The following is a 24,252-nucleotide window of genomic DNA, read 5'->3' on the forward strand; positions in this document are numbered from 1 at the left end:
CGCACCTGCTCAGGAAACCCGTTGCTTTCGAAGGCAGGCAGGTGCGGTAATCGGCATATACCGGTTGCAGTTAGTCCGTATTCTGGTCCGGGTCTTCCTTGCCAACGCCGCGAAACACGAACTTGAACGGCAGAATCCAAAGAATCCCCAGCACGACATAGACAACGAATTCAAGCCACAGCGGCGGGCGGTCCAGCCAGTTCACAACTGTCACAACCGCCACAATATAAAGTGGCAGACCAAGCAAGAGGATCACCAGCGACCAACGCCGCCGGGCCTTGTAACTCAGGCCCTTCTTTTCATCCTCGCCCATCAGTCGGCAAACGGGTCGGTCACAAGAATGGTGTCCTCCCGCTCCGGGCTGGTCGACAGCAATGCAACCGGGCATTCGATCAGTTCCTCGACCCGCCGCACGTATTTGATGGCATTTGCCGGCAGTTCAGCCCAGCTGCGCGCGCCTTCGGTGGATTCGCTCCAACCCGGCATCTCTTCATAGATCGGCTTACAGCGGGCCTGCTGGTCAGCGGCTGTCGGCAGATAATCCAGACGCTCGCCGTCCAGTTCATATGCCACGCAGATTTTCAGGGTCTCGAAACCGTCCAGAACGTCCAGCTTGGTCAGGGAAATGCCATTCACACCGCTGGTCGCACAGGTCTGGCGCACAAGACAGGCGTCGAACCAGCCACACCGGCGCTTACGACCGGTCACAGTGCCGAACTCATGCCCGCGGGTGCCAAGACGATGACCGTCCTCGTCATCCAGCTCGGTCGGGAACGGCCCCTCACCCACCCGAGTGGTATAGGCCTTGACGATCCCAAGCACGAAATCGACCGAGCCCGGTCCTATACCAACCCCGGTCGCCGCCTGCCCGGCAATCACGTTGGAAGACGTCACAAACGGATATGTTCCGAAATCAATATCCAACAATGCGCCCTGCGCCCCTTCGAACAGGATACGCTTGCCCGCCTTGCGCTTTTCGTTCAGCACTTTCCAGACCGGTGCGGCAAAAGGCAGAATCTGCGGAGCGATCTCCTTCAGCTGCGCGATCAGCGCGTCGCGGTCGACCGGCTCGATTCCCAGACCCTTGCGCAGTGGATCGTGATGCTGCAGCGCCCGGTCCACACGCGCCTCAAGGGTTGCGTCATCAGCCAGATCCGCCACGCGTACCGAACGGCGACCCACCTTATCCTCGTACGCCGGGCCAATGCCCCGACCGGTGGTGCCGATCTTGGTGCCTTTGCTGGCAGCCTCTTCCCGCGCCCGGTCCAACTCGCCATGAATCGGCAGAATCAGCGGTGTGTTTTCCGCGATCATCAGTGTTTCGGGCGTGATCTCGACCCCCTGCTTGCGGATCGATCCGATCTCGCCCACCAGATGCCAGGGATCCAGCACAACACCGTTCCCGATCACACTCAGCTTGCCGCCGCGCACAACACCCGACGGAAGCGCGTTCAACTTGTATACCTCACCGTCAATGACCAGCGTATGACCGGCATTGTGCCCGCCCTGAAAACGCGCGATCACATCCGCCCGCTCGCTGAGCCAGTCGACGATCTTGCCTTTTCCTTCGTCGCCCCACTGGGCGCCGACAACAACCACATTGGCCATATCCGGTCCTTTTGCGCTGAACTATCAAACCCGGGTGATATAACGAGGTGATCGCGGCAGGGAAACCGGTAATTCGGACGCAACTGACCAACTTGTTTACAATCGCGCTACGCACGATGCCTACGGCGGGAATATTTTGGGCCAGATGAAGTGCGGTTCCCCTGTTCATCTGGCTGAAAATACTCCGCGGAGGCACACAAGGGCGGCGGGGGCAGAGCCCCCTCTTTACTGCTGCGTCAGACGGACGGGCTTGCCATGCGGTGTCGTCAGATACGCATCCTCCCACGCCGTACGCAGCGTCGATACGTCATCCGGCGCGGCATCCCCCCACTCGGCCAGAAGTGATTCCAATGTTTCCAGCCAGGCCTGAAAATAATCGTCACCGCCATCCAGTTCGCGCGCGAGGCCATGACGGGCCAGTGTGTCCGAAAACCTGGCCGCCCAGTCGGGCCAGTCAAAGCGCCCGGCTTCGTTCAATGCAACTGTCAGCGCAAAGACCTGCGCATGCCATGGCTGTTCGAAAACCGGTTCGGGTGCGGAGTGGGTAGGGCACGCGGTCATGCGGGCTCCAGATAGCTTTGCCAGAGGTCCAGCACGACCTCATCGTCGGGATGCTCCGGATGCGCCCACAGCTCACGCGCATGAAAGCGCACGGCATAGAGCGGCTCGGGCGCCTCTCCCAGCCCATGCGCATTGCTGTCGGGAAAGACGTGTGTCCCGTGCAGCCGATAGACATATCCCAACGCACCAGCGGCATATTGCGGCAGACGGGTATGACCACCCGTCACCAGTGCGTTGTCTGATGGAATGCGTGCACGCACGGCCTGTCCGGCGGAAAACAGCGGTTCAGGTCCTTCCGCGCGATCTGCCGGACCGCCTTTGGCCAGAACCCCGGCAACCGCTGCCGCCTTCATGGCCTTCGACGACAGAGGGTGTGGCTGATCGCTCTCTGATCCGCGCAGGTCGTCCAAAGTCAGAACGCCCTTTTCCACCAGCAGATCAGCCAGTGCGGAAATCCACTTTTCGTAATAGGAAAACCGTGTGTAATCCTTCGGTGACAACCGTTCGCGTGCATGGCGCGACACGTCTATGTTCCACTGCCCCAGCGCGCCGGCGGCCAACGTCACCGCCAATGCCCGCGCGTGCCAGTCCTCGGCAAAAACCGGATCATCTTCGGATTCGGGATGAATTGCGCCGTCACCGAACCGCCCGCCCATGTCATGAACACGGGTCATGATGGCACCTTGGGCAAGCCGGTTCCGATCATGCTGTCGCGGGTCACCAGCGCGGCCAGTTCATCTTCGCTCAGGTCATCGGTTCCCTCAGGACGCATCGGCAATACCAGATAGCGAATCTCGGCGGTTGAATCCCAGACACGAACCGAACTGTCTTTGGGCAGGGTCACTCCGAACTCGGCCAGCACTTTGCGGGGTTCGCGCACGGCGCGGGCGCGATATGCGTCCGATTTGTACCAGCCGGGCGGAATACCGAGCAGCGGCCATGGATAACAACTGCATAAGGTGCAGACGACCATGTTGTGCTGATCGGGCGTGTTTTCGACGACAACCATATGTTCGCCCTGCCGGCCATAATATCCCAGCTCGGACACCACAGCTGTCGCATCCGCCAGCAGCGCCTGCCTGAATTCCGGGTCCACCCAGGCCCGGGCAACAACACGTGCGCCGTTCTGTGGGCCGATCTTGTTTTCATAGGTATCGATAATCTCGTCCAGCGCCGCCGGGTCGATCAGCCCCTTGCGGGTCAGAATCGTTTCCAGCGCCTTGACGCGAAGTGCGGGTTCGGGCGGTAGAAGGGCGTGCGGATGGTCGTGATCGTCATGAGGCATGGCCGCAGCCTGCGCGACCTCGGCCCCTGCTGTCCAGCCCCTTTGGTGTGATGCTGGTAATCACGGGTCGTGATGCCAACTCCTCCCTTGCTCCTGCCTGCAAACTTGCATAGATACCACGCGATACACGCCACGCTCTGCAGGAAGACCATGGAAAACGTCATTCTCATCATCCATCTCCTTTTGGCCCTTGGCCTGATTGCCGTTGTTCTGATGCAGCGGTCCGAAGGGGGCGGCCTGGGCATGGGCGGCGGCGGTGGCGGCGCCATGAGCGGGCGTGCCGCAGCGACCGCTCTGGGTAAGGTGACCTGGATTCTGGCGGCGTGTTTCATCGTGACGTCCATCACCATGACCATTCTGGCCGCGCAAAAATCCGCAGGCAGCTCGGTGATCGACCGTCTGGGCGTTCCGGCACCTGCGGCGACCGAAGAAAGCACACCGGCGGTTCCGTCGGCGGATGATCTGCTGCCTCCGACACAGGGCGACAACGCGCCGCTGATTCCGCAGGCCGACTGATCCACTAGACCTAGAAACTTAAAAGAGAACTGCAACAGCATCTTGCGGTTCTCTTGCGCTATTGGCGCGAATCCTTTATATGTGAAGTCCCGTGATGCAGCGGTTTTTCGGAACCGTCGGGCAGCTGATTTTGACGTCTCACGGGAGCAGCCGAAAACATGGCGCGATTTATTTTCATCACTGGTGGTGTGGTTTCGTCCTTGGGTAAAGGACTGGCCTCGGCGGCCCTGGGCGCGCTGTTGCAGGCACGCGGATATTCGGTCCGTCTGCGCAAGCTGGACCCCTATCTGAACGTCGATCCCGGCACCATGTCGCCGTTCGAACATGGCGAAGTGTTCGTTACCGATGATGGCGCGGAAACCGATCTGGACCTTGGCCACTACGAACGCTTTACCGGGGTTGCGGCGCGCAAGACAGACTCGGTCAGTTCCGGCCGCATCTACTCAAACGTGCTGGAAAAGGAACGTCGCGGCGACTACCTCGGCAAGACCATTCAGGTCATTCCGCACGTTACCAACGAGATCAAGGATTTCATCGCCATCGGCGAGGATGAGGTCGATTTCATGCTGTGTGAGATAGGCGGCACCGTCGGCGATATCGAGGGCCTGCCCTTTTTTGAAGCCATCCGTCAGTTCAGTCAGGACAAGCCGCGCGGTCAGTGTATTTTCATGCACCTGACGCTGCTGCCCTACATCAAGGCGTCGGGCGAGCTGAAAACCAAGCCGACCCAGCACTCGGTGAAAGAGCTGCGCTCGATCGGTCTGGCCCCCGACATTCTGGTCTGCCGCTCCGAAGGGCCGATCCCTAAAAAGGAACGCGAAAAGCTGGCCCTGTTCTGCAACGTGCGCCCTGACAGCGTGATCGCGGCGCAGGACCTATCCACCATCTACGACGCCCCGCTGGCCTATCACAAGGAAGGGTTGGATCAGGCGGTTCTGGACGCGTTCCAGATTAGCCCCGCCCCCAAACCCGATCTGGCCAAATGGGAAGATGTCAGCGACCGTATCCACAACGCCGAAGGCGAAGTGAAGGTTGCCATCGTCGGCAAGTACACCCAACTGGAAGATGCCTATAAATCGATTGCCGAGGCGCTGACCCATGGCGGCATGGCCAACCGGGTCAGGGTCAAGGTCGAATGGGTGGATGCCGAAATCTTCGACACAGAAGACGCCGCGCCACATCTGGAAGGTTTCCACGCCATCCTCGTCCCAGGCGGATTTGGCGAGCGTGGTACCGAAGGCAAGATCAAGGCCGCCCAATATGCGCGCGAACACAAGGTGCCCTATCTGGGGATCTGTCTGGGCATGCAGATGGCCGTGATCGAAGCCGCCCGGAACGCCGCCGGCATCACCGAAGCAGGGTCCGAGGAATTCGACCACGAATCCGGTAAAAAACGTTTTGAGCCAGTTGTTTATCACCTCAAGGAATGGGTGCAGGGTAACCACAAGGTCGAACGCAAAGTGGGTGACGACAAAGGCGGCACCATGCGTCTGGGCGCCTATGACGCGGTTCTGGGCGAAGGCTCGAAAGTGGCCGAGGTGTATGGCGGCACCAGCATCGAGGAACGCCACCGCCACCGCTATGAGGTGGATATCAAGTACCGCGACAAGCTTGAGGCCGCTGGCCTGAACTTCTCCGGCATGTCACCGGATGGCCGCCTGCCGGAAATCGTCGAATGGTCGGATCACCCGTGGTTCATCGGCGTCCAGTACCACCCCGAGCTGAAATCCAAACCTTTCGATCCGCACCCCCTGTTCAAGGACTTCGTGCGCGCGGCCAAGGACACGTCGCGTCTGGTCTGATCCGGGCATGTCGTCACCGCAAAGTGACGGCGCACGCAAAAAAACTTCTACGCAATGCCCTGTCATGGGGGTTAACTGTTGGCAAATCGCAGACAGGAGATTCCCCATGACCAGCCAGACGCAACTTGCCGAAACATTTGCCGGTCTGCACAAAAAGGGCGATCCCGTTATCCTGTTCAACATCTGGGATCCGGGCAGCGCCGCCGCCGTGCGCGACGCCGGTGCACAGGCGATTGCCACGGGCAGCGCGCCGGTTGCCATGGCGCAGGGATATAAGGACGGTCAAAATATTCCGTTCGATCTGGTCTTGGGCAACGCTCGGCGGATCGTGGATGCGGTCGATGTACCCGTGACGCTGGATTTCGAAGGGGCCTATGCCGAAGATCCCGCCGGAATTTCCGAAAACGTGCAACGGGCACTGGACTGCGGCGTTGTCGGCTTCAACTTCGAAGACCAGATTGTGGGCGGCACAGGGCTCTACGACGTCGCCGCGCAAGCCCAGCGGGTCAGGGCCGTGCGACAGGGCGGTGACGCAGCCGGGGTGCTCGTCTTTATCAACGCCCGTACCGACATCTTTCTCAAGGCTGCCCCTGACACGCACGACGACGCCATGCTGGACGATGCAATCACCCGCGCCAAAGCTTTTGCCGATGCCGGGGCCGACGGCTTTTTCGCCCCCGGCCTCAAGGATGAGGAACTGATCGCCCGCCTGTGCGATTCGGTTGACTTGCCGGTGAACATCATCGCCCTGCCCGGCACGCCCGATACGCCCACTCTGGCTGCTCTAGGCGTTGCGCGTATCAGCTATGGCCCGGTGCCCTATCGGCGCATGACCGCATGGTTGCAGCAACAAGCAAGCGAGGCTTTGGCTCAGGCCAACTGACACGCGGGATTGCATTTCCCTCGATCTGACAGCACCCTGCAAGCGCAGGCCAATCAGGAGGATGCAATGACCAAAGGATATTGGGTCGCCCATGTCGACGTTGACGACATGGAAACATACAAAAACTACATCGCGGCCAATGCCGAGCCCTTTGGCGAATATGGTGCACGCTTCCTGGTGCGTGGCGGCGACCACGAGGTCAAGGAAGGCGTCTCGCGGTCGCGAACCGTTGTGATCGAATTTCCCAGCTATGAGGATGCGCTTGCCTGTTACGAAAGTGACGCCTACCAGCACGCCAAATCCCTGCGCGATCCGGTTGCCATGAGCGATCTTGTGATCATCCGGGGCTATGACGGGTAGAACCCGCTTGGCGACCCACAAAATATGGACTAGCCTATGCCCATGTTGAAGAAGTTCTTCCAGGCCTTCCGCCCCCCGCAACACGACAAGCTGCCCGATCCCGATGCGGAACTGGCGCTTGGTGCCCTTCTGGTGCGCGTGGCGCAGGCCGACCGCGACTACAAGGTCGAGGAAATCGGCCTGATCGACAAGATTCTTGCCCGCCTCTATCAGCACAACGCCATCGAGGCCGCCAAGGTGCGCGCCACTTGCGAAAAGCTGCACGCTGCCGCGCCTGATACCGATACCTTCGGCAAGCTGATCCGAGAAACCACAGATCTTAAGGAACGCCTCGCCGCGCTGGATGCCCTGTGGGAGGTCGTACTGGCCGACGGAAACTCGGATGAAGGCGAAATGAAGATCGTCGAAGAGGCCCGGATCGCCATGGGCCTCAGCTACAACGACAGCCAAGCGGCGCGCGAGCGGATGCAAAGCCGCTTGGATGCCAGCTAGGATCAGCATATATCCCAATCATGTTCAGTGATTTTCTTTCCCGGCTGACAAAGCCGCAGCCCGACCCACTGGCCGAGGATGACGCCCGCCTCGCCCTCACGGCCCTATTGGTGCGCATCGCCCGCTCCGACAACGACTATGCCGATACCGAAATGGCCCGGATCGATCGGATTTCCGCCCAGCGTTATGGGCTGTCTCCGTTCGAGGCCGCCGGTCTGCGCGCCAAGGCCGAAGATCTGGAGGCCGAAGCCCCCGACACCGTCCGCTTTACCCGCGCCATAAAAGAGGCCGTCCCCTATGACGACCGGCTGGGCGTGGTCGAGGCGCTGTGGTCTGTCGTGCTGGCCGATGGCCAGCGCACCGGCGAAGAGGATTCGCTGCTGCGCCTTGTGGTCAGCCTGCTGGGCGTCAGCGACGTCGATTCGGCGCTGGCCCGCCAAAGGGCAGCCAAATCATGACCGCAATGCTGGGTATGTACGACATGCCCGCCCTGCAACCCGCCAATGACCGCTTGTGGGATTTGATTCGGGGGCATCTGGGTGATGGACACGACAAACTGTCGCGAGGCCGGGATTTCTGGGACATCTGGCATGATCCGGATCTGATCTTTGCCCAGACCTGCGGAATGCCGTACCGAACGCGCCTGCACGGCAAAGTCCAACTCGTCGGCACCCCCGATTATGCCCTGCCCGGATGCCCGCCCGGATATTACTGCTCGGTCTTCGTCGCCCGGCGTGAAGACGCCCGCGATCTGACTGCCCTGACTGGTGGCACGTTCGCCTATAACGAGGCTCTGTCGCAATCAGGCTGGGCCGCCCCGGTGACCCACCTTGCGGGCCTTGGACTGGCGCCTGCCACCCTGCATGAAACCGGCGGGCACGCCCTGTCTGCACAGGCCGTGGCCGAGGGGCTGGCCGACTACGCCTCGCTTGACGCTTTGACGTGGGAATTGCTCAGAGAACATTCCGACTTGGCCGGAAAACTGCGCGAGGTTGCGCGGACCGACCCGACACCCGCCCTGCCCTACATCACCGCAAACGGTCGCGACGCCGCCCTTGTGGCCAGCGCCGTTCGGGCCGCAATCGCGGATCTGTCGGCAGAAGATCGCAAGGCGCTGCACCTTCAGGGGCTGATCGACATCGCCGCCGACACCTATCTTGCGGTTCCCACTCCGCCCGCGCCCGACGCATTCCTGCCCACGCGCTGACCATTTTGGCCAGAACGTCTGGTCAATTCGGTCGTTTCGGGCCCGGAACTTGTCATTTGCGCATTGCATTACGCTGATTTTTCGGCCCTAGTACCGCACCAATAATGCCAACAACATCTGGACCGCCCGTGACAGAATCCGCTCCCGTCATCGAGATCAAGAACCTTCACAAAAGCTTCGGACAGCTGGAAGTGTTGAAAGGAGTGGACATCACCGCGCATCGGGGCGACGTGGTTTCACTGATCGGCTCGTCGGGGTCCGGAAAATCCACGCTTCTGCGCTGCTGCAACCTGCTTGAGGACAGCCAGCAGGGCGAGATCCTGTTCAAGGGCGAACCGGTTCGCTGGTCCGGCTCGGGTCACAACCGACGCCCGGCGGACCCTAAACAGGTGCTGCGCATCCGCACCAACCTGTCGATGGTATTCCAGCAGTTCAATCTGTGGGCGCACATGACCATCCTGCAAAACGTGATGGAAGCGCCCGTGACCGTTCTGGGCCGCGACAGGGCCGAGGTTGAGGACAGCGCGCGCAAATATCTGGAAAAGGTTGGCATCGGTGACAAATGCGATGTTTACCCGGCACAACTGTCGGGTGGCCAGCAACAGCGTGCTGCCATAGCCCGCGGCCTCTGCATGGAACCCGAGGCGCTGCTGTTCGACGAACCCACCTCCGCGCTCGACCCCGAGCTGGAACAGGAAGTGATTAAGGTGATCAAGGATCTGGCTGCCGAAGGCCGGACCATGATCATCGTGACCCACGACATGAAGATGGCGGCTGATATCTCCAGCCACGTCGTATTCCTCCACCAGGGCCTTATCGAAGAAGAAGGCCTGCCCGAGGACATCTTCACTACCCCTGAATCCGCACGGCTTCAGGGCTTTCTTTCCGCCACCAAGGCGGCATAACTTCAGGACAGAACTAAACTGGGGAGAAACCAATGAAAAACCTGATTCTGACCACTGCGGCACTGGCGCTTGGCGCTGGCATGGCCATGGCCGACACCGTCCGCATGGGCACCGAGGGCGCCTACCCTCCGTACAACTTCATCAATGACGCCGGCGAGATCGATGGTTTCGAGCGTGAAGTGGGCGACGAACTGTGCAAGCGCGCCAACCTTGAGTGCGAATGGGTCAAGAACGACTGGGATTCGATCATTCCGAATCTGGTCTCGGGCAACTACGACACCATCATCGCGGGCATGTCGATCACCGATGAGCGGGATGAGGTCATCGACTTCACCCAGAACTACTTCCCGCCTGCCGCGTCTGCCTATGCCGGCGCATCGGACGGTGTTGATCTGACCGGCGGCATCATTGCAGCTCAGACCGCAACAATTCAGGCGGGCCACGTGGCCGAATCCGGCGCAACTCTGGTTGAATTCGCGACACCTGAAGAAACCATCGCAGCGGTCCGCAATGGCGAAGCTGACGCGGTGTTTGCCGACAAGGACTTCCTTGTGCCGATCGTCGAGGAATCGGGCGGTGAGCTGGTCTTTGTAGGCGACGACGTTCCGCTGGGCGGCGGCATCGGCCTGGGTATCCGCGAATCCGATGGCGAACTGCGCGGCAAGTTTGACGAGGCCATCACCTCGATGAAGGCGGACGGTTCACTGAACGAACTGATCGTCAAATGGTTCGGCGAAGGCGTACCGACCTACAACGCCGACGGCTCGGTCGTCACAAACTAATTTGTACCAATCGGTTCGGCGCATTCATTGCGCCGAACCGTTCCCGGCCGCAGGTCCGGTACGACGCTCGAAAGACGCCTAATGTTCTCCTATTGCGCTGATCCCGACACGCTTAGCACGTTCCGCTGGTTCTCGTGCTATCTGACGAACGGTGTCCATTGGTCGTTCTACCTGTCGTTTCTCAAGGTTCTTGGCCTGCTGGCCGTCACCGCACCCGTCGCGCTGAGCTTTGGTTTTGCGGGCGCAATGGCAGCCCGGTCACATTTCCCGCCTCTCAGCTGGCTGGGAAAAGGTTACATCGCCATCGTGCGCGGTGTGCCGGATATCGCATTCTTCCTGTTCTTCGTGATCGCGCTGGACCAGGGGTTCGAATGGATGCGCCATCAGGTCCTATGCCCCGACTGGACCGACCCGATCCGTCAGGGCAACGACTTTCTCGTCTGCCCCTCCGCCAAGCTGCCTCTGGGTAGCGCCCCGGAATGGGTTCACGAGATTTATGGCTTTTTCCTTGCCATCATCACCTTTTCCATCGTTTTCGGCGCTTTCGCCGCCAACGTCCTGTTCGGCGGGATGCGCGCCGTGCCCCACGCTCAGCTAGAGACTGCCGAAGCCTATGGCATGAGCCGCCGCCAGACCTTCTGGCGCATCCTCGTTCCGCAGATGTGGGTCTATGCCCTGCCCGGCCTTTCGAACCTGTGGATGGTGCTGATCAAGGCCACCCCGCTGCTGTTCCTGCTGGGTATCGAAGACATCGTGTACTGGGCCCGTGAACTGGGCGGCACCAAGACCTCGAAATTCACTGCCTATCCGCATGGCGACTGGCGCATGTGGTACTTCCTGTTCCTGCTGATCTTCTACCTCGGTATGACCCGCGTCTCGGAAATCGGACTGGAACGGCTGATGCGCAGACTGTCCCACGGTCAGGCCACATCCGGTGGCGAGCTGTTGCGCAAGGAGACCACGGCATGAGCTGCTTGCAAACCATTCAGGACTACGGCCTGCGCTCGCTGGGCCTTGGCGAACGCCTATTGCCGCGCAGCGACTTCACCTTGTGCGAACAGTTCACACTGATCGGCTCGGGCATGATCTGGAATGTCTATTTCGGCATCATGGCTCTGGCCACCGGCTTTTTCCTCGCCACCGCACTGGCGGTTGGAAAAGCCTCACCGAACAAATGGCTGCGCAAACCGGCAGAATGGTTCATCTTCATCTTCCGCGGCTCGCCACTGTTCATCCAGTTCTTCTTTGCCTACTTCCTGTTCCTGTCGCTCAAGAAGACCTATCCGATGTTCGACGCCTTCACCTCGGCATGGCTGGGGGCGCTGATCGTTCTGTTCCTGAACACTGCCGCCTATTCGGGTGAGATTTTCTATGGCGCGCTGCGGTCGATCCCCAAGGGTGATATCGAGGCGGCGGATGCCTATGGCATGTCCGGCTGGTCCCGCTTTCGCCGGGTTGTCTGGCCGACCATGTTGCGTCTGGCCTGGCCCGCCTACACGAACGAGGCGATCTTTCTGTTCCACGCCACCACGCTGGTCTTCTTTTCGGCATTCCCTGCCTGGCAGCAACGGGGCGATGCCCTGTATTACGCCAGCTATTTTGCGGACAAGACGTTCAACCCGTTCATCCCGTATCCGATTCTGGCGTTCTATTTCATCCTGCTGACGCTGGTGATCGTCTGGGGCTTTGGTCAGGTGAACAAGCGCCTCAACCGCCACCTGCCGGTTGCGAAACAGGCCAAGATGCGGTTCCGGCTGAATCTGGCGCGCTAAGCTTTGTGTTTCACAGCCCCTGCAGCGCCAGACACACTTTGACACGCCCCATCATGCGTAAACCATGTTCGCAAGCGATGGGGCGTCCCGTATTCCGATTCAGAAATCTTTGATTATGGATTTGATGTCCAAAGCGGTCTGGTTTGCCTTGGCATGCACGGTCATCGCTGTGGCGCCAGTGATAAGAGGCATGATGACCACCGCAGTGACAAGCGCAGTCGCAACGCCCAGTACACCGCCAAATATCGTCCCCAGGAACAAGGCCGTTACAAACCCGTCGTTGATCAGGGTCACAATCCAGGTGATGAGGAACACGAAGAACCCAGCCATAATGGCGTAGACAGGTCCCATCGTCCAGATATCCGACGTCGTCCTTTTGGCATTAACTTTGCCTTCATCCGCCTTCGCTTGCAGCTGGTCACGGGCCGCATTGATAATCCGCTGCGCGTCGTGACTGATGACTTCGGCCCCATAGTCGATCTCAAGCAAACGGTCGATCGGCTCATCTTCGAAACCGACCAGTTCGTTAAAATGCTCTACCGGCTCGGGGCTCATATTGACGTCGTACTGCGCAGCAATGTTCAGGCGCTTCTCATATTCAAGACGCGTAAAGTTCACCTTTACCCGCTTGATATCGTTCACCAGTTCCCGGCGGCGATGCTCGATCACATCCTGAACTGCTGCTTTGTGCTTCAGGAAATCCTCGTCCGAGGCTGCACGCAGCCCATATTTCCAATCCCCGATCAGGGCATGGTAAAACTGATCGCCCGCCGTCTCTGTGTCCCCCTCATGATACAGAAGCTTGGCGTAATCGTATTTGGCCGAATAGTTCCGTTGATTCAGCGTCAGCGCCTTTTCAAGGTACGTGCGCGCATCCTCCATGCGGCCCGCGCAATAACACGCCCAGCCTGCCATCGCGTAACACCGCGACTGCACCTCGTCCTCGTGGTGCGAGGCGTATTTGGCCGCGTTCAGGAAATCTTCGATTGCCAGTACAGGATCGACGATATTCATGTCGGTGTGCCCCGGACCGCCAAGCCGTATCAGCCCGCGCAGAAAGTGGAACCTGTATTCCAGTCGAAAGCCCGAGCGTTCTCCGTGACCGTCAATGGCACGGCTCACGTAATCAAGCGCCTCTTCAAAATGGCCGCGCTCATAGGCCTGACTGGCAATCGAATACTGTTCCATTGCCCAGGTCTGATCCGGGGTTTTGGCGACCTTCAGCAATTCCTCCAGCGTGTCCTTGATGTCATTCAGCTCCAGCGAAACCTGGTAAAACCCGTGCTGCATGACACTGGACATTTCCTGGATCGAACTGTTCACCTCCTGAATGTCTCCTCGCAAGCTCATGACTTGACCAGACATGTCATTCATTGCCTGCAAGCCCTGCTCGGCCAGTCGGGTCTGCGTCGACAGCGATTGCGCCATATGCAGGTCGACCAGCAGGCTAAAGCCATCGAGGTTCTTTTGAGGGGCTAGAAAGCTGCTATATGAATCTGCGCCGTTATAGGTAAACACTGAACTCGTCATTGATCCTCCAGAAAGTATTGCAAACCATTGTAGCTAAATAAACTTTTTTGGATGATTGTCCGAAACTAATATCAGGGCAATACTTCATCCCTCATTTCGCCTGCATTTTTTCGCCATTTGCGACATTCCCGATCACAGCCGCTGTTTATCCCGCAGTTTGATCTCGGCATTCAGGCCCGTTTCCTTTTGCAAAGCTCAAAATATTCGACATGGAGTTTTCAATGCCTTGGGCTAAGATTGTCACCAACCTTAGCGTTCAGACCCCATGACCGAACTTACTCTGCACAGCACCATCACCTGCCCCGATTGTGGCCACACCCGATCCGAGCGGATGCCGACGGATGCGTGCCAGTGGTTCTACGAGTGCAGGAATTGCGGCGCGCTTCTGCGGCCCAGACCGGGCGATTGCTGCGTCTATTGCTCATACGGAACCGCACCCTGCCCGCCTGTACAAAACGGACAATCTTGCTGCGGATGGATGTACAAACCGGAAGAAACTCGTTTCAGCCGGTCGTGGCCGGGAAACGGGTCTTGCAGAAAAATTTGATCAAATATCGTGACAACAAGTGGGTGCGCGACTAAATCTCAGGGGCAAGAGCATTGGAGACCCTCATGGACCTGAGCGCCCTGCACACATTCCGCGTTGCCGCCTGTGACCTCAACGGACAGATGCGCGGCAAGCGTGTACCGCCATCTTATGCGGACAAGCTGGACAAAGGCGCGGTGCGAATGCCCTTTTCCGCGCTCAACGTAGATCTGTGGGGGGTCGATATCGACGGCAGTCCGCTGGTCTTTGAAACAGGCGATGCTGACGGGATGCTGTTGCCTACGGATCGCGGGCCGGTGCCGATGCCTTGGCTCGACACGCCAACCGCGCTTGTGCCCATGTGTCTGCATTACGATCAGGGCATCCCCTTTGCCGGAGACCCCCGTCACGCCCTCTCCTCGGTCCTGGACCGCTACGCTGCGCGCGGCTGGTCGGTGATCGCCGCGACCGAGCTTGAGTTCACGCTGCTCGACGCATCCGGCCCTCAGCCGCAACCCCCGTTCAACCCCGTTACGGGCCGCAGGCTTGCGGCTGAATCGGTGCTGTCCATGGCTGAAATGGATGACTTCGACGCGTTCTTCACCGAGCTCTACGATGGTTGCAAAGCGATGGGAATTCCCGCTCAGACCACCATTTCCGAAGGCGGGATCGGTCAGTTCGAGATCAATCTGAACCATCAGAACGCCATGCGCTGCGCCGACGATACGTGGTTATTTAAGGCTTTGGTCCGCGGCCTCGCCCGCAAACATGGGTTCGCGGCCACCTTCATGGCTAAGCCGTATGCGGATGACGCGGGCAATGGAATGCACGTTCATTTCTCGGTGGTCGATGAGCAGGGCCGCAATGTGTTTGACGATGGAGGCCCTGACGGAACCGAATCCCTCGGAATGGCCGTCGCGGGATGCGTCGCGGCGATGCCCGGCAGCACTCTGATATTTGCGCCGCACGGCAATTCCTATGCGCGTCTCGTCCCCGGCGCCCACGCCCCTATGGGTGCCTGCTGGGCGTTTGAAAACCGAACCGCTGCCATCCGCATACCCGGTGGTGCCCCCTCGGCAAGGCGCATCGAACATCGCGTGGCTGGCGGGGATATCAACCCGTATCTGATGCTGTCCGCCGTTCTCGGCGCAGCGCTGATCGGTGTCGATGACGCGATGCAACCACCCCCGCCGATTACCGGTAACGCCTACGAAATCGATGGCCTGCCGCAACTGGCACCCAACTGGGCATCAGCCATCACGGCATTCGAAACCGATCCTCTGATGGCGCGCATCTTCGCGCCCGAACTTATCCGCTATCTGGCCATGACCAAGCGGCAGGAGATCGCGCGCTTTGCCGACAGGCCCATCGAAGAACATTGGCTCAGCTACCTCGAGACCGTATGACCCCTTGCCCGCTCTGATAGTCTTGGCTAGGGTGAATTTGATCAAATTTGGTGACCTATGAAAATCGGCATATTGCAAACCGGCCACGCCCCCGATGCGCTGATCGACACGACCGGGGATTATGACGAGATGTTCCGCCACCTGCTGGACGGCAACGATTTCACATTCGAAACCTTCTCAGTCGTAGACGGTATGTTTCCGCAGAGTGTTAACGACGCGGACGGCTGGGTCATCACCGGCTCGCGCCACGGTGCGTATGAGGACCATCCGTGGATTCCGCGGCTTGAAGATCTGATCCGTGACATTCAAAAGCAAGGGCAGCCCCTGATTGGTGTCTGCTTTGGCCATCAGATCATCGCACAGGCCCTGGGCGGTAAGGTCGAAAAGTTCTCTGGCGGCTGGGCTGTCGGGCGCACCGAATACGACCTGAACGGCGATAAAGTCACTTTGAACGCCTGGCATCAGGATCAGGTGACCGACCTGCCCCCTGACGCAACGGTTTTGGGACGCAACGAATTCTGCCGTAACGCGATGGTAGCCTATGGGGATACGATCTGGACCGTTCAGGCGCACCCGGAATACTCCAACGATTTCCTGCACGGGCTGATTGAAACTCGGGGCAAAGGCGTCGTTCCCGACGACCTGCTGACTGAGGCTGCTAACCGTCAGGACGGTCCCAACGACAACTCTGAGATTGGTCGGCACATGGCCGGCTTTCTGAAGAAAGCGAGGGCCTGATGGCCAACTGGACAGACAACATCCCGGAGGCGGCGCGCACGTATCTTGACGGGCGGCGTCTGGACGAAGTGGAATGTATCATTTCAGATCTGCCGGGCATCGCGCGCGGCAAGGCGGTGCCAGCCACAAAATTCGCGCGGCAATCCTATTTCCACCTGCCCGACAGCATTTTTTACCAGACCATCACCGGCGGCTGGGGCGAAGCTGCGGGTGACGACGGGTTCATCGAACGGGACATGATCCTGAAACCCGATTTCTCGACGACATCCGCTGCGCCCTGGACTGGCGACTGGACCCTGCAGGTGATTCATGACGCCTATGACCGCGACGGCGAACCCATCCCCTTCAGTCCGCGCAATGTGCTGAAACGCGTTGTACAGTTGTATCTGGACAAAGGCTGGAAGCCGGTCGTTGCGCCCGAGATGGAGTTCTTTCTGGTCGCCCGCAACGCTGACCCGGCCAAAGAGATCGAACCGATGATGGGCCGTTCGGGCCGCCCCGCCGCCGCGCGTCAGGCTTATTCAATGACGGCCGTGGACGAATTCGGGCCGGTGATCGATGACATCTATGACTTTGCCGAACATCAGGGGTTCGAGATCGACGGCATCACCCAGGAAGGCGGCGCCGGACAGCTTGAAATCAACCTGCGCCACGGCAATCCGGTGAAACTGGCAGACGAGGTATTCTATTTCAAACGCCTGATCCGCGAAGCCGCGCTGCGCCACAACTGCTTTGCCACCTTCATGGCCAAACCGATCGAAGACGAACCCGGTTCGGCCATGCACATCCATCACTCGATCATCGACATGGAAACCGGCCAGAACATGTTCTCGGGGCCGCAAGGGGGCGAAACGGATGCTTTCTATCACTTCATTGCCGGATTGCAGAATCATCTGCCCGCCGGTCTGGCGGTCATGGCACCCTATGTGAATTCATATCGTCGCTACGTGAAAGATCATGCGGCACCGATCAATCTGGAATGGGCGCGCGACAACCGCACCACCGGTATTCGTGTACCCTTGTCCGGCCCCGACAGCCGCCGGATTGAAAACCGTATCGCGGGCATGGACTGCAATCCATATCTGGGCATCGCGGTTTCGCTGGCCTGTGGCTATCTGGGTCTGATTCAACAGGAGCGCCCGCGCCGCCAGTTCTATGGCGATGCCTACGATGGCGAAGGGGACATCCCACAGGTGATGGGCAGCGCGCTGGACCTATTCGACACTGCCGAAGCCTTGCACGAAGTTCTGGGGCCGGAATTCGCCCGCGTTTACAGCATCGTGAAGCGCGCGGAATACGAAGAGTTCCTGCAAGTGATCTCTCCGTGGGAGCGCGAGCACCTTCTTCTGAACGTCTGAGGCTGCACCAGAAGGCAAGACCGGATGAACCTGCTTTATTCCAATGACCAAAAGGCGGAATACCCGCCCAGCTGGTACGCCGCCACCGCTCATCCAATGGATCGCTTTCCGGCGCTGGCGGGTGACGTGACCGCAGATGTGTGCGTCGTCGGCGGTGGCTACACGGGCCTGTCCGCCGCCCTGCATCTGGCCGAGGCCGGGTTCGACGTCATTCTGCTCGAGGCGCATCGCGTCGGCTTTGGCGCGTCCGGGCGCAACGGCGGACAGTTGGGCAGCGCACAACGGATGGATCAGGAAGATCTTGAACGCCTGGTGGGTGACGCGGACGCCGCAAAGCTGTGGGATCTGGCTGAGGACGCCAAGGATCTGGTCAAGGGGTTGATCGAAAGGCACCGCATCGATTGCGACCTGAAACCGGGTATTGCATCTCTGGGCTTCAGCGATGCTGAGCGGCATGAACTGCACGACCACGCGGCCCATTTGTCGGACAGATACGGATACGATCAGATCGAACCGCTGGACGCGGATGCGGGCCATGCCCTGTGTCCGTCGCCCGCCTATCGGGGCGGCTATCTGGATCTAGGTGCGGCGCATCTACATCCCTTGAACTATGCGTTGGGACTGGCGCGGGCAGCGGCGGCAGCGGGCGTGCGCATTCATGAAGCAACCGAGGTTCTGGAGATTGCAGAAGGCAGTCCCGCCACGCTTCAAACAGCGCAAGGCCGTGTCAAAGCGGATCATGTCATTCTGGCCTGTAACGGCTATCTCGGGTCGCTCAACCCCAAGGTCGCGTCGCGTGTGATGCCGATCAACAACTTCATCGCCGCCACCGAACCGCTGGGCGATGATGCGGCGCGGGTTCTAACGCAGGACGTGGCCGTCGCGGACACGAAATTCGTGATCAACTATTTCCGCCTCAGCGCCGACAAACGCCTGCTGTTCGGCGGCGGTGAGAGCTATGGCTACCGCTTTCCCAGCGACATTGCGGCCACGGTCCGCAAACCGATGACCGGTATCTTCCCGCATCTCAGGGACGTGAAAATCGAATACGCTTGGGGTGGCACTCTGGCCATCACCATGCGGCGCATGCCCTATCTGGCCCGGATTGCGCCCAATATCCTGTCAGCGTCGGGTTATTCCGGCCACGGGGTCGGCACCGCAACCCACGCCGGGCAGCTTATGGCACTGGCGATTCAGGGGCAGGCTGAAGGGTTCGACACCCTGTCGCGCGTCCCCGCCCAACCCTTCCCCGGCGGGCCTGCGCTTCGCACTCCGCTGCTGGTGATGGCCATGACCTGGTACGCCCTGCGCGACCGGCTGGGCATCTGATCCGTCCAAACGCAACAATTTGGTGAAATTCCGCCGAAGTCGCATTTGGGTACTTGGCATGTGCGGCTTGTGATTTTATATTTCCAAAAGTTAGAATTCGGGAATTCCAAATATGACACTGCCACCCAACGTCCATGACGCCGAGCCAATCCCAACAGCCGCGCGTGAGGCTATCGACGCGCTGATGCAGTCCGGAGACCTGTTCCGCTATACCGCCCCGCAAGACGCCCCGGTCGCCTTGCTTGAGGCCGAATTTGCGGAACTTCTGGGCACGAAATATGCGCTGGCGGTGTCATCCTGTTCGGCGGCTTTGTTCCTGTCGCTCAAGGCTCTGGGCCTGCCGCGCGATGCGCGGGTTATGATCCCCGGCTTTACCTTCGCTGCGGTCCCGTCTTCGGTCATCCACGCGGACTGCATTCCGGTTCTGTGCGAAGTGGGCGATAACTATCGCATCGACATGAAAGATTTCGCGGCCAAACTGGACGATGTGCAGGCGGTCATCATCAGTCACATGCGCGGGCACACCTCGGACATGGACGCCATCATGGAGTTGTGCGATGCGCGCGACATCCCTGTGGTCGAAGACGCCGCGCATTCGCTGGGCACCACCTGGCATGGCCGCAACATCGGCACCATCGGCAAAGTGGGCTGCTTTTCCTTCCAGTCCTACAAGATGATCAACGCGGGCGAAGGTGGCATCCTGATCACAGACGACGCCGATCTGGTGGCCCGCGCGGTGATCATGTCCGGCGCTTATGAGCACAACTGGAAAAAGCACAAAGGCCCGCGCGGCGACAACTCGCCTGAACTGGAACAGGCCTTTGCCCGTTGGCAGAACCAGTTGCCGCTTTATAACCTGCGGATGAGCAACCTCAGCGCCGCCGTGATCCGCCCGCAAATCCCCGAGCTTGCGCGACGGGTGCGCGACGGGCTGGCCAATCACGACTATGTGGCGGAACGCCTGAACAGCTCGCCCTATATCCACGTCCCTGCCCCGCTGGAGCCGGAGCACCGTGCGCCGGATTCCATCCAGTTCAATCTGGTAGGTCTGGACGAGGCCGAAATCCGCGCCTTTGCCGCCGCGACCGAGGCACGTGGCGTCAAAGTTCAGGTCTTTGGCCTGAGCGAGGACAACGCCCGCGCCTTCTGGAACTGGCAATTCCTGCCGGAGCAGGTCGACCTGCCGCAGACCCGCGCCATGCTGATGAACGCATGTGATGTGCGCCTGCCCGTGCGTCTGACGCGCGACGAACTGGATGTGATCGCCGGTATCCTGCTGGACTCGGTGGCCGAGGTCAGCAGCCCGATCCCGGCTTACGGAACCTGAGCATCAATCCTCGCGCAGATCGAACAGATCTGCGGACAGAAACAAGGCGTCTATCCCTTCGGGGGTCGGCGCGACGCGGGACAATATCCCAACCACCTGCGGCCCGGTGTCGGACATCTCCAACAATGGCGCGCCGGAATCACCCATCATCACCGGACAAATCGCATGTAGCACACCCCCCTGCGCGGGTTCGGGTGCGCAGGTTCCTGTTCTGCTCAGAACATGGGGGCGCACACCGGGATAGCCGGCGACAAAGGCATCGCCCGGCCTCGCCGTGGTCATCCCCAAAAATCCGACCTGTTCGCCCAGCGGCGCCGCCAGTTCCAGAACTGCCCAGTCCTGATCGGCACGGCCGTTGAAACCGCCTTCAACGCCCTGTTCCGGGCTCATGTGATAGGATTGCACCACGGAAACCGCCTCGGCCTGACCCCGCTGATAGCCGGCTGCGAACCGGATGCCTGACGGCGGTATCCAACGCTTGCGCGCCCGGTTGTACAGGCAATGTGCGGCCGTCAGAACCAGCCTTTCGGATACCAGAACACCGGTGCAGTGCGATCGGATATCCCTGCTGGAAAAATTCACCCTTCCGATGGCCCGCCACGGGTCAGCCGCCGCATCAAGGATTTCACGGGACCGAATGGCCTCACACCCTGCAGATGCATCCGTCCCCATGGCGCAGATAGTCACCCAAGGTTCTGAAAAACGTCCCTGCGCCTGCACCGCCGCCGCCCAAAGCACGGCGCAGATCAGGGCCGCCCACCTCATGCGGCAGGCAGATCAGCTGAGTTTGGACAGTTTCTGCTGCAGATCGGCAAGCTGCTTTTTGATGTCGTCCAGATCTTCTTTCTGTTCTGGCTTGTCATCGCTGTCCTCTTTGTCCGGCGCGGACCAGTTGCCCGACAATCCACCGGTCATCGCCTTTAGAAAGGCCTGTTGCTGCGCCTGCATCGCCTCGAAACCCGGCATCTGGGACATCGGGTTCATGGCGTTCATGTTCTCCATCACCTTGGCCTGATTTTCGCGCAGCATCTCAAACGAGGATTGCAGGAACTGGGGCATCATTCCCCCGCCCGGCACCATGTAGCTGCGCACCAGATCGTTCAGCACATTGACCGGCAACACGTTTTCGCCCCGGCTTTCATGCTCGGCAATGATCTGCAAAAGATACTGTCGGGTCAGGTCGTCACCGGTTTTCAGATCGATGATCTGAACCTCGCGGCCATCCCGAATGAATCCGGCGATGTCCTCCAGCGTGACGTAATCGCTGGTTTCGGTGTTATACAGCCGTCGGCTTGCGTAGCGCTTGATCAGCAGCGGTTTTTCTTGGTCTGCCACCCGTGTTCCCTCCCCAAGGATGATGCGTTGCAGCAGAGGTTATGCGACTGCAGCACAAAAAGAAAGGGCAGGTCAAAAGACCTGCCCAGCGCGATCACACCTAAAGGGAGGAGAGGGTGCGTGTCGCGAAAATTGCTTACTTGCCAGCCGAAGCTTTCTTGGCAGCAGCGGTCACGTCGTTGGTGGCCTTTTTAACAGCGGCAGTTGCATCTTCCGAGATGTCTTTGCCAGCAGCCATCAGCAGTTCGACGGTTTCGGTCTGAACTTTCTTGGCGATCTCAGCGAAGGCGGCCATGTTTTCGGCGGCGACTTCAGCCGATGCGCTTGCGAAATCGGTTGCTGCTTTTGCATAGTCCGCAGGCTCAGCTTTTGCTTTCGACATCTCGCTCAGCTTGGCCAGGGTTTCCTTGGTCCATTTGTTCGAGATTTCTGCCGATTTCTCAGCTGCGTCCAGAGCAACACCCGACAGCTTTTCGTTCAGCGAAGCGGTCGATTTGAAAGCACCTTCCAGAGCGGAAGTGTCAACCGGGAATGCACCCATCATGTCTTTCAGGGTCGCGGTAAAGTCTTGGGTCTTTGCCATTGTATCAATCCTCATTGCCGGGTTCGGGCCCACCCCGTTTTCCATCGGCTTGATGAGAATATGATTTCTGCATCGCAGCATTTCAAGTTTTTTCTTGCTGCAATGCAGAATAATTTACGTTTCACTTAAATTTCAACAGCTTGGCTTTGCCACAACATAAGTTCCGGGTGCCGGGGCCAGTCGCGGATGATCCGAATCGCCGGTATCGCGCGCGGCCACCTGTTTGCCCGACCGCTTTTTCAGCCATGCTTCCCACATCGGCCACCACGACCCTTCGTGATAATCCGCATCCTTCAGCCAGGTATCTGCATCCGCCTTCAGATCGGGGTTGGTATAATGGCCGTATTTCTTTTTGCTGGGCGGGTTCACGATGCCTGCAATATGGCCCGACTCTGAAACCACGAAGGTCTTGGAGCGCGAGCCCATTTGCTGCACTCCGCGGTAACAGGCCTTCCAGGCTGCGATATGGTCGGTTTCGCAGGTGATGGCCATCAGCGGCACATCAACATCCCGCACATGCAACTTGTGCCCCAAAAGCTCAAAACCGTCCGTCACCATTTCGTTGCGTTGGCACAGGCCGCGCAGATACTGGATCGCCATCTTCGCAGGCAGGTTCGCCCCATCGCCGTTCCAGTACAGCAAGTCAAAGGCCGGTGGGGTTTCACCCATCATGTAACTGCGGATCGCCGGGGTATAGATCAGGTCGCGCGACCGCAGATAGGAAAAGGTCCGCGCCATGATCCATGACCGCAGCAGCCCCTCCTTGTTCACCTCTTCTTCGATCCCGTCGATGAAATCGTTCTGAAGGAATGGCGTGAATTCTCCCTGATCGGAAAAATCCGTCAGCGCGGTAAAGAACGTCGCCGACTTGACCGATTTGTCGCCGCGCTGCTTCATCAGCGACAGGGTCAGGCTCAGCGTCGTTCCGGCGATACAATAGCCGACTGCGTTCACCTGTTTGACCTTGCAGATTTTCTTGACCTCATCAATCGCGGTCAGGAAACCATCCTGAATGTAATCTTCCATTCCGGTCTCGGCAAAAGACTCGTCAGGATTGACCCAGCTGACGACAAACAGGGTATAGCCCTGTTCGGTGATCCACTTGATCAGACTGTTCTGCGCCTTGAGGTCAAGGATATAGAACTTGTTGATCCATGGCGGGAACAGAACGATCGGGGTCTCATATACCGTCTCGGTCACCGGTTTGTACTGGATCAGTTCCATCATCCGGTTGCGGTACACCACGTCACCGGGCGTCGTGGCGATGTTACCTCCAACCTCGAACGCGCTTTCATCGGCCAGCTTGACCACCAGTTCGCCATTGTTGGCCTCAAGGTCCGAGACCAGATTTTCCAGCCCTTTGATCAGCGATTGCCCTTCGGTCTCCACTGCCTTTTCCAGCGCATCCGGATTCGTCGCCAGAAAATTCGTGGGGGCCATCATGTCGACGATCTGCTGCGAGAAATAGGTCAGCCGCCGCTTGTCCTTGTCATCCAGATCCTCGACCGAGGCCACCGCCTGAGTGATTGTTTCCGCATTTGTCTGGTACTGCTGGCGGATGAACCGGAAATAGGGGTTGGTTTCCCACATCGGGTTGGAAAACCGCCTGTCCTTGGGGGCGCTTTCCTCGGCTTCGACCTCGCCCTTGGTCAGGGCCTGCTGCGCCTCGGCAAAGTTCAGAACCGATTTTCCCCAATATTCGATCTGCTGTTCCAGAAGTTTGGCGGGGTTCTGCATGGCTTCGGCCCAATAGGCCGTTGCTGCTTTTGCAAAAAGCTCTTGATTCGGACCGTCCAGCGCGGGGGTGTGCGGCTTTTTTCCGGCCATGACTTCGACAAGCCGCTTTGACAGCTCTTCGACCTTGCCCATGTTTTCCTTAAGCCGTTCAAGGTGTTCTTCGGTCAATTCCGGTGTCTGGTCGTCGGTAGTTGTCATTTTAAGGAATCC

The 24,252-nt window shown here is 59.3% G+C and carries 27 protein-coding genes; 17 read left to right on the forward strand and 10 right to left on the reverse strand.

All coding sequences use genetic code 11. The features are described from left to right. Nucleotides 1–70: 70 nt before the first annotated feature. The 5 genes from ACR0NA_RS02570 to nthA form a co-directional block, all read right to left on the reverse strand. On the reverse strand, nucleotides 71–313 hold the full coding sequence (locus tag ACR0NA_RS02570; RefSeq protein ID WP_480725804.1) for a DUF2842 domain-containing protein: 243 nt from the start codon (nucleotides 311–313) through the stop codon (nucleotides 71–73). Beyond that, complete coding sequence (locus ACR0NA_RS02575) at nucleotides 313–1,608, reverse strand: adenylosuccinate synthase (RefSeq protein WP_480725805.1); 1,296 nt, start codon at nucleotides 1,606–1,608, stop codon at nucleotides 313–315. The genes ACR0NA_RS02570 and ACR0NA_RS02575 overlap by 1 nt, the downstream gene beginning before the upstream one ends. 225 nt (nucleotides 1,609–1,833) lie before the next feature. Continuing rightward, nucleotides 1,834–2,169: a nitrile hydratase accessory protein gene (locus ACR0NA_RS02580; protein ID WP_480725806.1), complete on the reverse strand. Its 336-nt coding sequence runs from the start codon at nucleotides 2,167–2,169 to the stop codon at nucleotides 1,834–1,836. Next, entirely contained in the window at nucleotides 2,166–2,843 is a 678-nt protein-coding gene (gene nthB / locus ACR0NA_RS02585; RefSeq protein WP_480725807.1) for a nitrile hydratase subunit beta, read from the reverse strand. The genes ACR0NA_RS02580 and nthB overlap by 4 nt, the downstream gene beginning before the upstream one ends. Next, on the reverse strand, nucleotides 2,840–3,454 hold the full coding sequence (nthA, locus tag ACR0NA_RS02590) for a nitrile hydratase subunit alpha (RefSeq protein WP_480725808.1): 615 nt from the start codon (nucleotides 3,452–3,454) through the stop codon (nucleotides 2,840–2,842). Before nthA ends, nthB begins: the two co-directional genes overlap by 4 nt. A 150-nt stretch (nucleotides 3,455–3,604) precedes the next feature. On the opposite strand from nthA, the gene secG reads away from it, so the two are divergent. The 11 genes from secG (at nucleotide 3,605) to ACR0NA_RS02645 (ending at nucleotide 12,173) form a co-directional block, all read left to right on the forward strand. Next, entirely contained in the window at nucleotides 3,605–3,970 is a 366-nt protein-coding gene (gene secG, locus ACR0NA_RS02595) for a preprotein translocase subunit SecG (protein WP_480725809.1), read from the forward strand. A gap of 158 nt (nucleotides 3,971–4,128) precedes the next feature. Beyond that, nucleotides 4,129–5,772 carry a CTP synthase gene (locus tag ACR0NA_RS02600; RefSeq protein ID WP_480725810.1) on the forward strand — a complete coding sequence of 548 codons (1,644 nt, stop codon included), beginning with the start codon at nucleotides 4,129–4,131 and terminating at the stop codon, nucleotides 5,770–5,772. Nucleotides 5,773–5,878: 106 nt separating this feature from the next. After that, on the forward strand, nucleotides 5,879–6,655 hold the full coding sequence (locus ACR0NA_RS02605) for an isocitrate lyase/PEP mutase family protein (RefSeq protein ID WP_480725811.1): 777 nt from the start codon (nucleotides 5,879–5,881) through the stop codon (nucleotides 6,653–6,655). Nucleotides 6,656–6,721: 66 nt separating this feature from the next. Further along, on the forward strand, nucleotides 6,722–7,015 hold the full coding sequence (locus ACR0NA_RS02610) for a DUF1330 domain-containing protein (protein WP_480725812.1): 294 nt from the start codon (nucleotides 6,722–6,724) through the stop codon (nucleotides 7,013–7,015). A 42-nt stretch (nucleotides 7,016–7,057) separates the two neighbouring features. Beyond that, nucleotides 7,058–7,507 carry a tellurite resistance TerB family protein gene (locus ACR0NA_RS02615; RefSeq protein ID WP_480725813.1) on the forward strand — a complete coding sequence of 150 codons (450 nt, stop codon included), beginning with the start codon at nucleotides 7,058–7,060 and terminating at the stop codon, nucleotides 7,505–7,507. A gap of 20 nt (nucleotides 7,508–7,527) precedes the next feature. Beyond that, entirely contained in the window at nucleotides 7,528–7,965 is a 438-nt protein-coding gene (locus ACR0NA_RS02620) for a tellurite resistance TerB family protein (RefSeq protein WP_480725814.1), read from the forward strand. Then, on the forward strand, nucleotides 7,962–8,714 hold the full coding sequence (locus tag ACR0NA_RS02625) for a phosphate/phosphite/phosphonate ABC transporter substrate-binding protein (RefSeq protein WP_480725815.1): 753 nt from the start codon (nucleotides 7,962–7,964) through the stop codon (nucleotides 8,712–8,714). The genes ACR0NA_RS02620 and ACR0NA_RS02625 overlap by 4 nt, the downstream gene beginning before the upstream one ends. Nucleotides 8,715–8,842: 128 nt before the next feature. Beyond that, the gene (locus tag ACR0NA_RS02630; RefSeq protein ID WP_480725816.1) at nucleotides 8,843–9,619 is read left to right on the forward strand and encodes an ABC transporter ATP-binding protein; all 777 of its coding nucleotides are present in this window, start codon (nucleotides 8,843–8,845) and stop codon (nucleotides 9,617–9,619) included. A gap of 32 nt (nucleotides 9,620–9,651) precedes the next feature. Further along, nucleotides 9,652–10,401 carry a transporter substrate-binding domain-containing protein gene (locus tag ACR0NA_RS02635; RefSeq protein WP_170651657.1) on the forward strand — a complete coding sequence of 250 codons (750 nt, stop codon included), beginning with the start codon at nucleotides 9,652–9,654 and terminating at the stop codon, nucleotides 10,399–10,401. An 81-nt stretch (nucleotides 10,402–10,482) separates the two neighbouring features. Further along, a complete protein-coding gene (locus ACR0NA_RS02640) occupies nucleotides 10,483–11,370 on the forward strand; it encodes an ABC transporter permease (RefSeq protein ID WP_480725997.1) in 888 nt (295 codons plus the stop codon). Then, the gene (locus tag ACR0NA_RS02645; RefSeq protein WP_170651655.1) at nucleotides 11,367–12,173 is read left to right on the forward strand and encodes an ABC transporter permease subunit; all 807 of its coding nucleotides are present in this window, start codon (nucleotides 11,367–11,369) and stop codon (nucleotides 12,171–12,173) included. The genes ACR0NA_RS02640 and ACR0NA_RS02645 overlap by 4 nt, the downstream gene beginning before the upstream one ends. A gap of 99 nt (nucleotides 12,174–12,272) precedes the next feature. Here the strand turns inward: ACR0NA_RS02645 and ACR0NA_RS02650 are convergent, their stop codons facing one another. Next, on the reverse strand, nucleotides 12,273–13,703 hold the full coding sequence (locus tag ACR0NA_RS02650) for a tetratricopeptide repeat protein (RefSeq protein ID WP_480725817.1): 1,431 nt from the start codon (nucleotides 13,701–13,703) through the stop codon (nucleotides 12,273–12,275). 265 nt (nucleotides 13,704–13,968) lie between these two features. Between ACR0NA_RS02650 and ACR0NA_RS02655 the strand changes: the two genes are divergently transcribed. The 6 genes from ACR0NA_RS02655 (at nucleotide 13,969) to ACR0NA_RS02680 (ending at nucleotide 20,387) form a co-directional block, all read left to right on the forward strand. Continuing rightward, nucleotides 13,969–14,250, forward strand: coding sequence for a GDCCVxC domain-containing (seleno)protein (locus tag ACR0NA_RS02655; protein ID WP_480725818.1), 282 nt, complete (start codon nucleotides 13,969–13,971; stop codon nucleotides 14,248–14,250). A gap of 65 nt (nucleotides 14,251–14,315) precedes the next feature. Then, nucleotides 14,316–15,635, forward strand: a complete 1,320-nt coding sequence (locus ACR0NA_RS02660) for a glutamine synthetase family protein (protein WP_480725819.1) — start codon at nucleotides 14,316–14,318, stop codon at nucleotides 15,633–15,635. A gap of 57 nt (nucleotides 15,636–15,692) precedes the next feature. Beyond that, on the forward strand, nucleotides 15,693–16,373 hold the full coding sequence (locus ACR0NA_RS02665) for a type 1 glutamine amidotransferase (protein WP_480725820.1): 681 nt from the start codon (nucleotides 15,693–15,695) through the stop codon (nucleotides 16,371–16,373). Next, on the forward strand, nucleotides 16,373–17,731 hold the full coding sequence (locus ACR0NA_RS02670) for a glutamine synthetase family protein (protein ID WP_170651651.1): 1,359 nt from the start codon (nucleotides 16,373–16,375) through the stop codon (nucleotides 17,729–17,731). Before ACR0NA_RS02665 ends, ACR0NA_RS02670 begins: the two co-directional genes overlap by 1 nt. A 24-nt stretch (nucleotides 17,732–17,755) precedes the next feature. Beyond that, nucleotides 17,756–19,060, forward strand: coding sequence for an NAD(P)/FAD-dependent oxidoreductase (locus ACR0NA_RS02675; protein WP_480725821.1), 1,305 nt, complete (start codon nucleotides 17,756–17,758; stop codon nucleotides 19,058–19,060). 112 nt (nucleotides 19,061–19,172) lie between these two features. After that, nucleotides 19,173–20,387, forward strand: a complete 1,215-nt coding sequence (locus ACR0NA_RS02680) for a DegT/DnrJ/EryC1/StrS family aminotransferase (RefSeq protein WP_480725822.1) — start codon at nucleotides 19,173–19,175, stop codon at nucleotides 20,385–20,387. 3 nt (nucleotides 20,388–20,390) lie between these two features. Here ACR0NA_RS02680 and ACR0NA_RS02685 read toward each other — a convergent pair whose 3' ends face one another. The 4 genes from ACR0NA_RS02685 to ACR0NA_RS02700 form a co-directional block, all read right to left on the reverse strand. Next, nucleotides 20,391–21,152, reverse strand: coding sequence for a trypsin-like serine peptidase (locus ACR0NA_RS02685; protein WP_480725823.1), 762 nt, complete (start codon nucleotides 21,150–21,152; stop codon nucleotides 20,391–20,393). A 12-nt stretch (nucleotides 21,153–21,164) separates the two neighbouring features. Next, nucleotides 21,165–21,722, reverse strand: a complete 558-nt coding sequence (gene phaR / locus ACR0NA_RS02690) for a polyhydroxyalkanoate synthesis repressor PhaR (protein WP_480450048.1) — start codon at nucleotides 21,720–21,722, stop codon at nucleotides 21,165–21,167. A 136-nt stretch (nucleotides 21,723–21,858) separates the two neighbouring features. Next, complete coding sequence (locus tag ACR0NA_RS02695) at nucleotides 21,859–22,305, reverse strand: phasin family protein (protein WP_170651646.1); 447 nt, start codon at nucleotides 22,303–22,305, stop codon at nucleotides 21,859–21,861. 132 nt (nucleotides 22,306–22,437) lie between these two features. After that, a complete protein-coding gene (locus ACR0NA_RS02700; protein ID WP_170651645.1) occupies nucleotides 22,438–24,240 on the reverse strand; it encodes a class I poly(R)-hydroxyalkanoic acid synthase in 1,803 nt (600 codons plus the stop codon). Between the last annotated feature and the right edge of the window lie 12 nt (nucleotides 24,241–24,252).

It is taken from the genome of Ruegeria sp. C11, assembly GCF_056537725.1.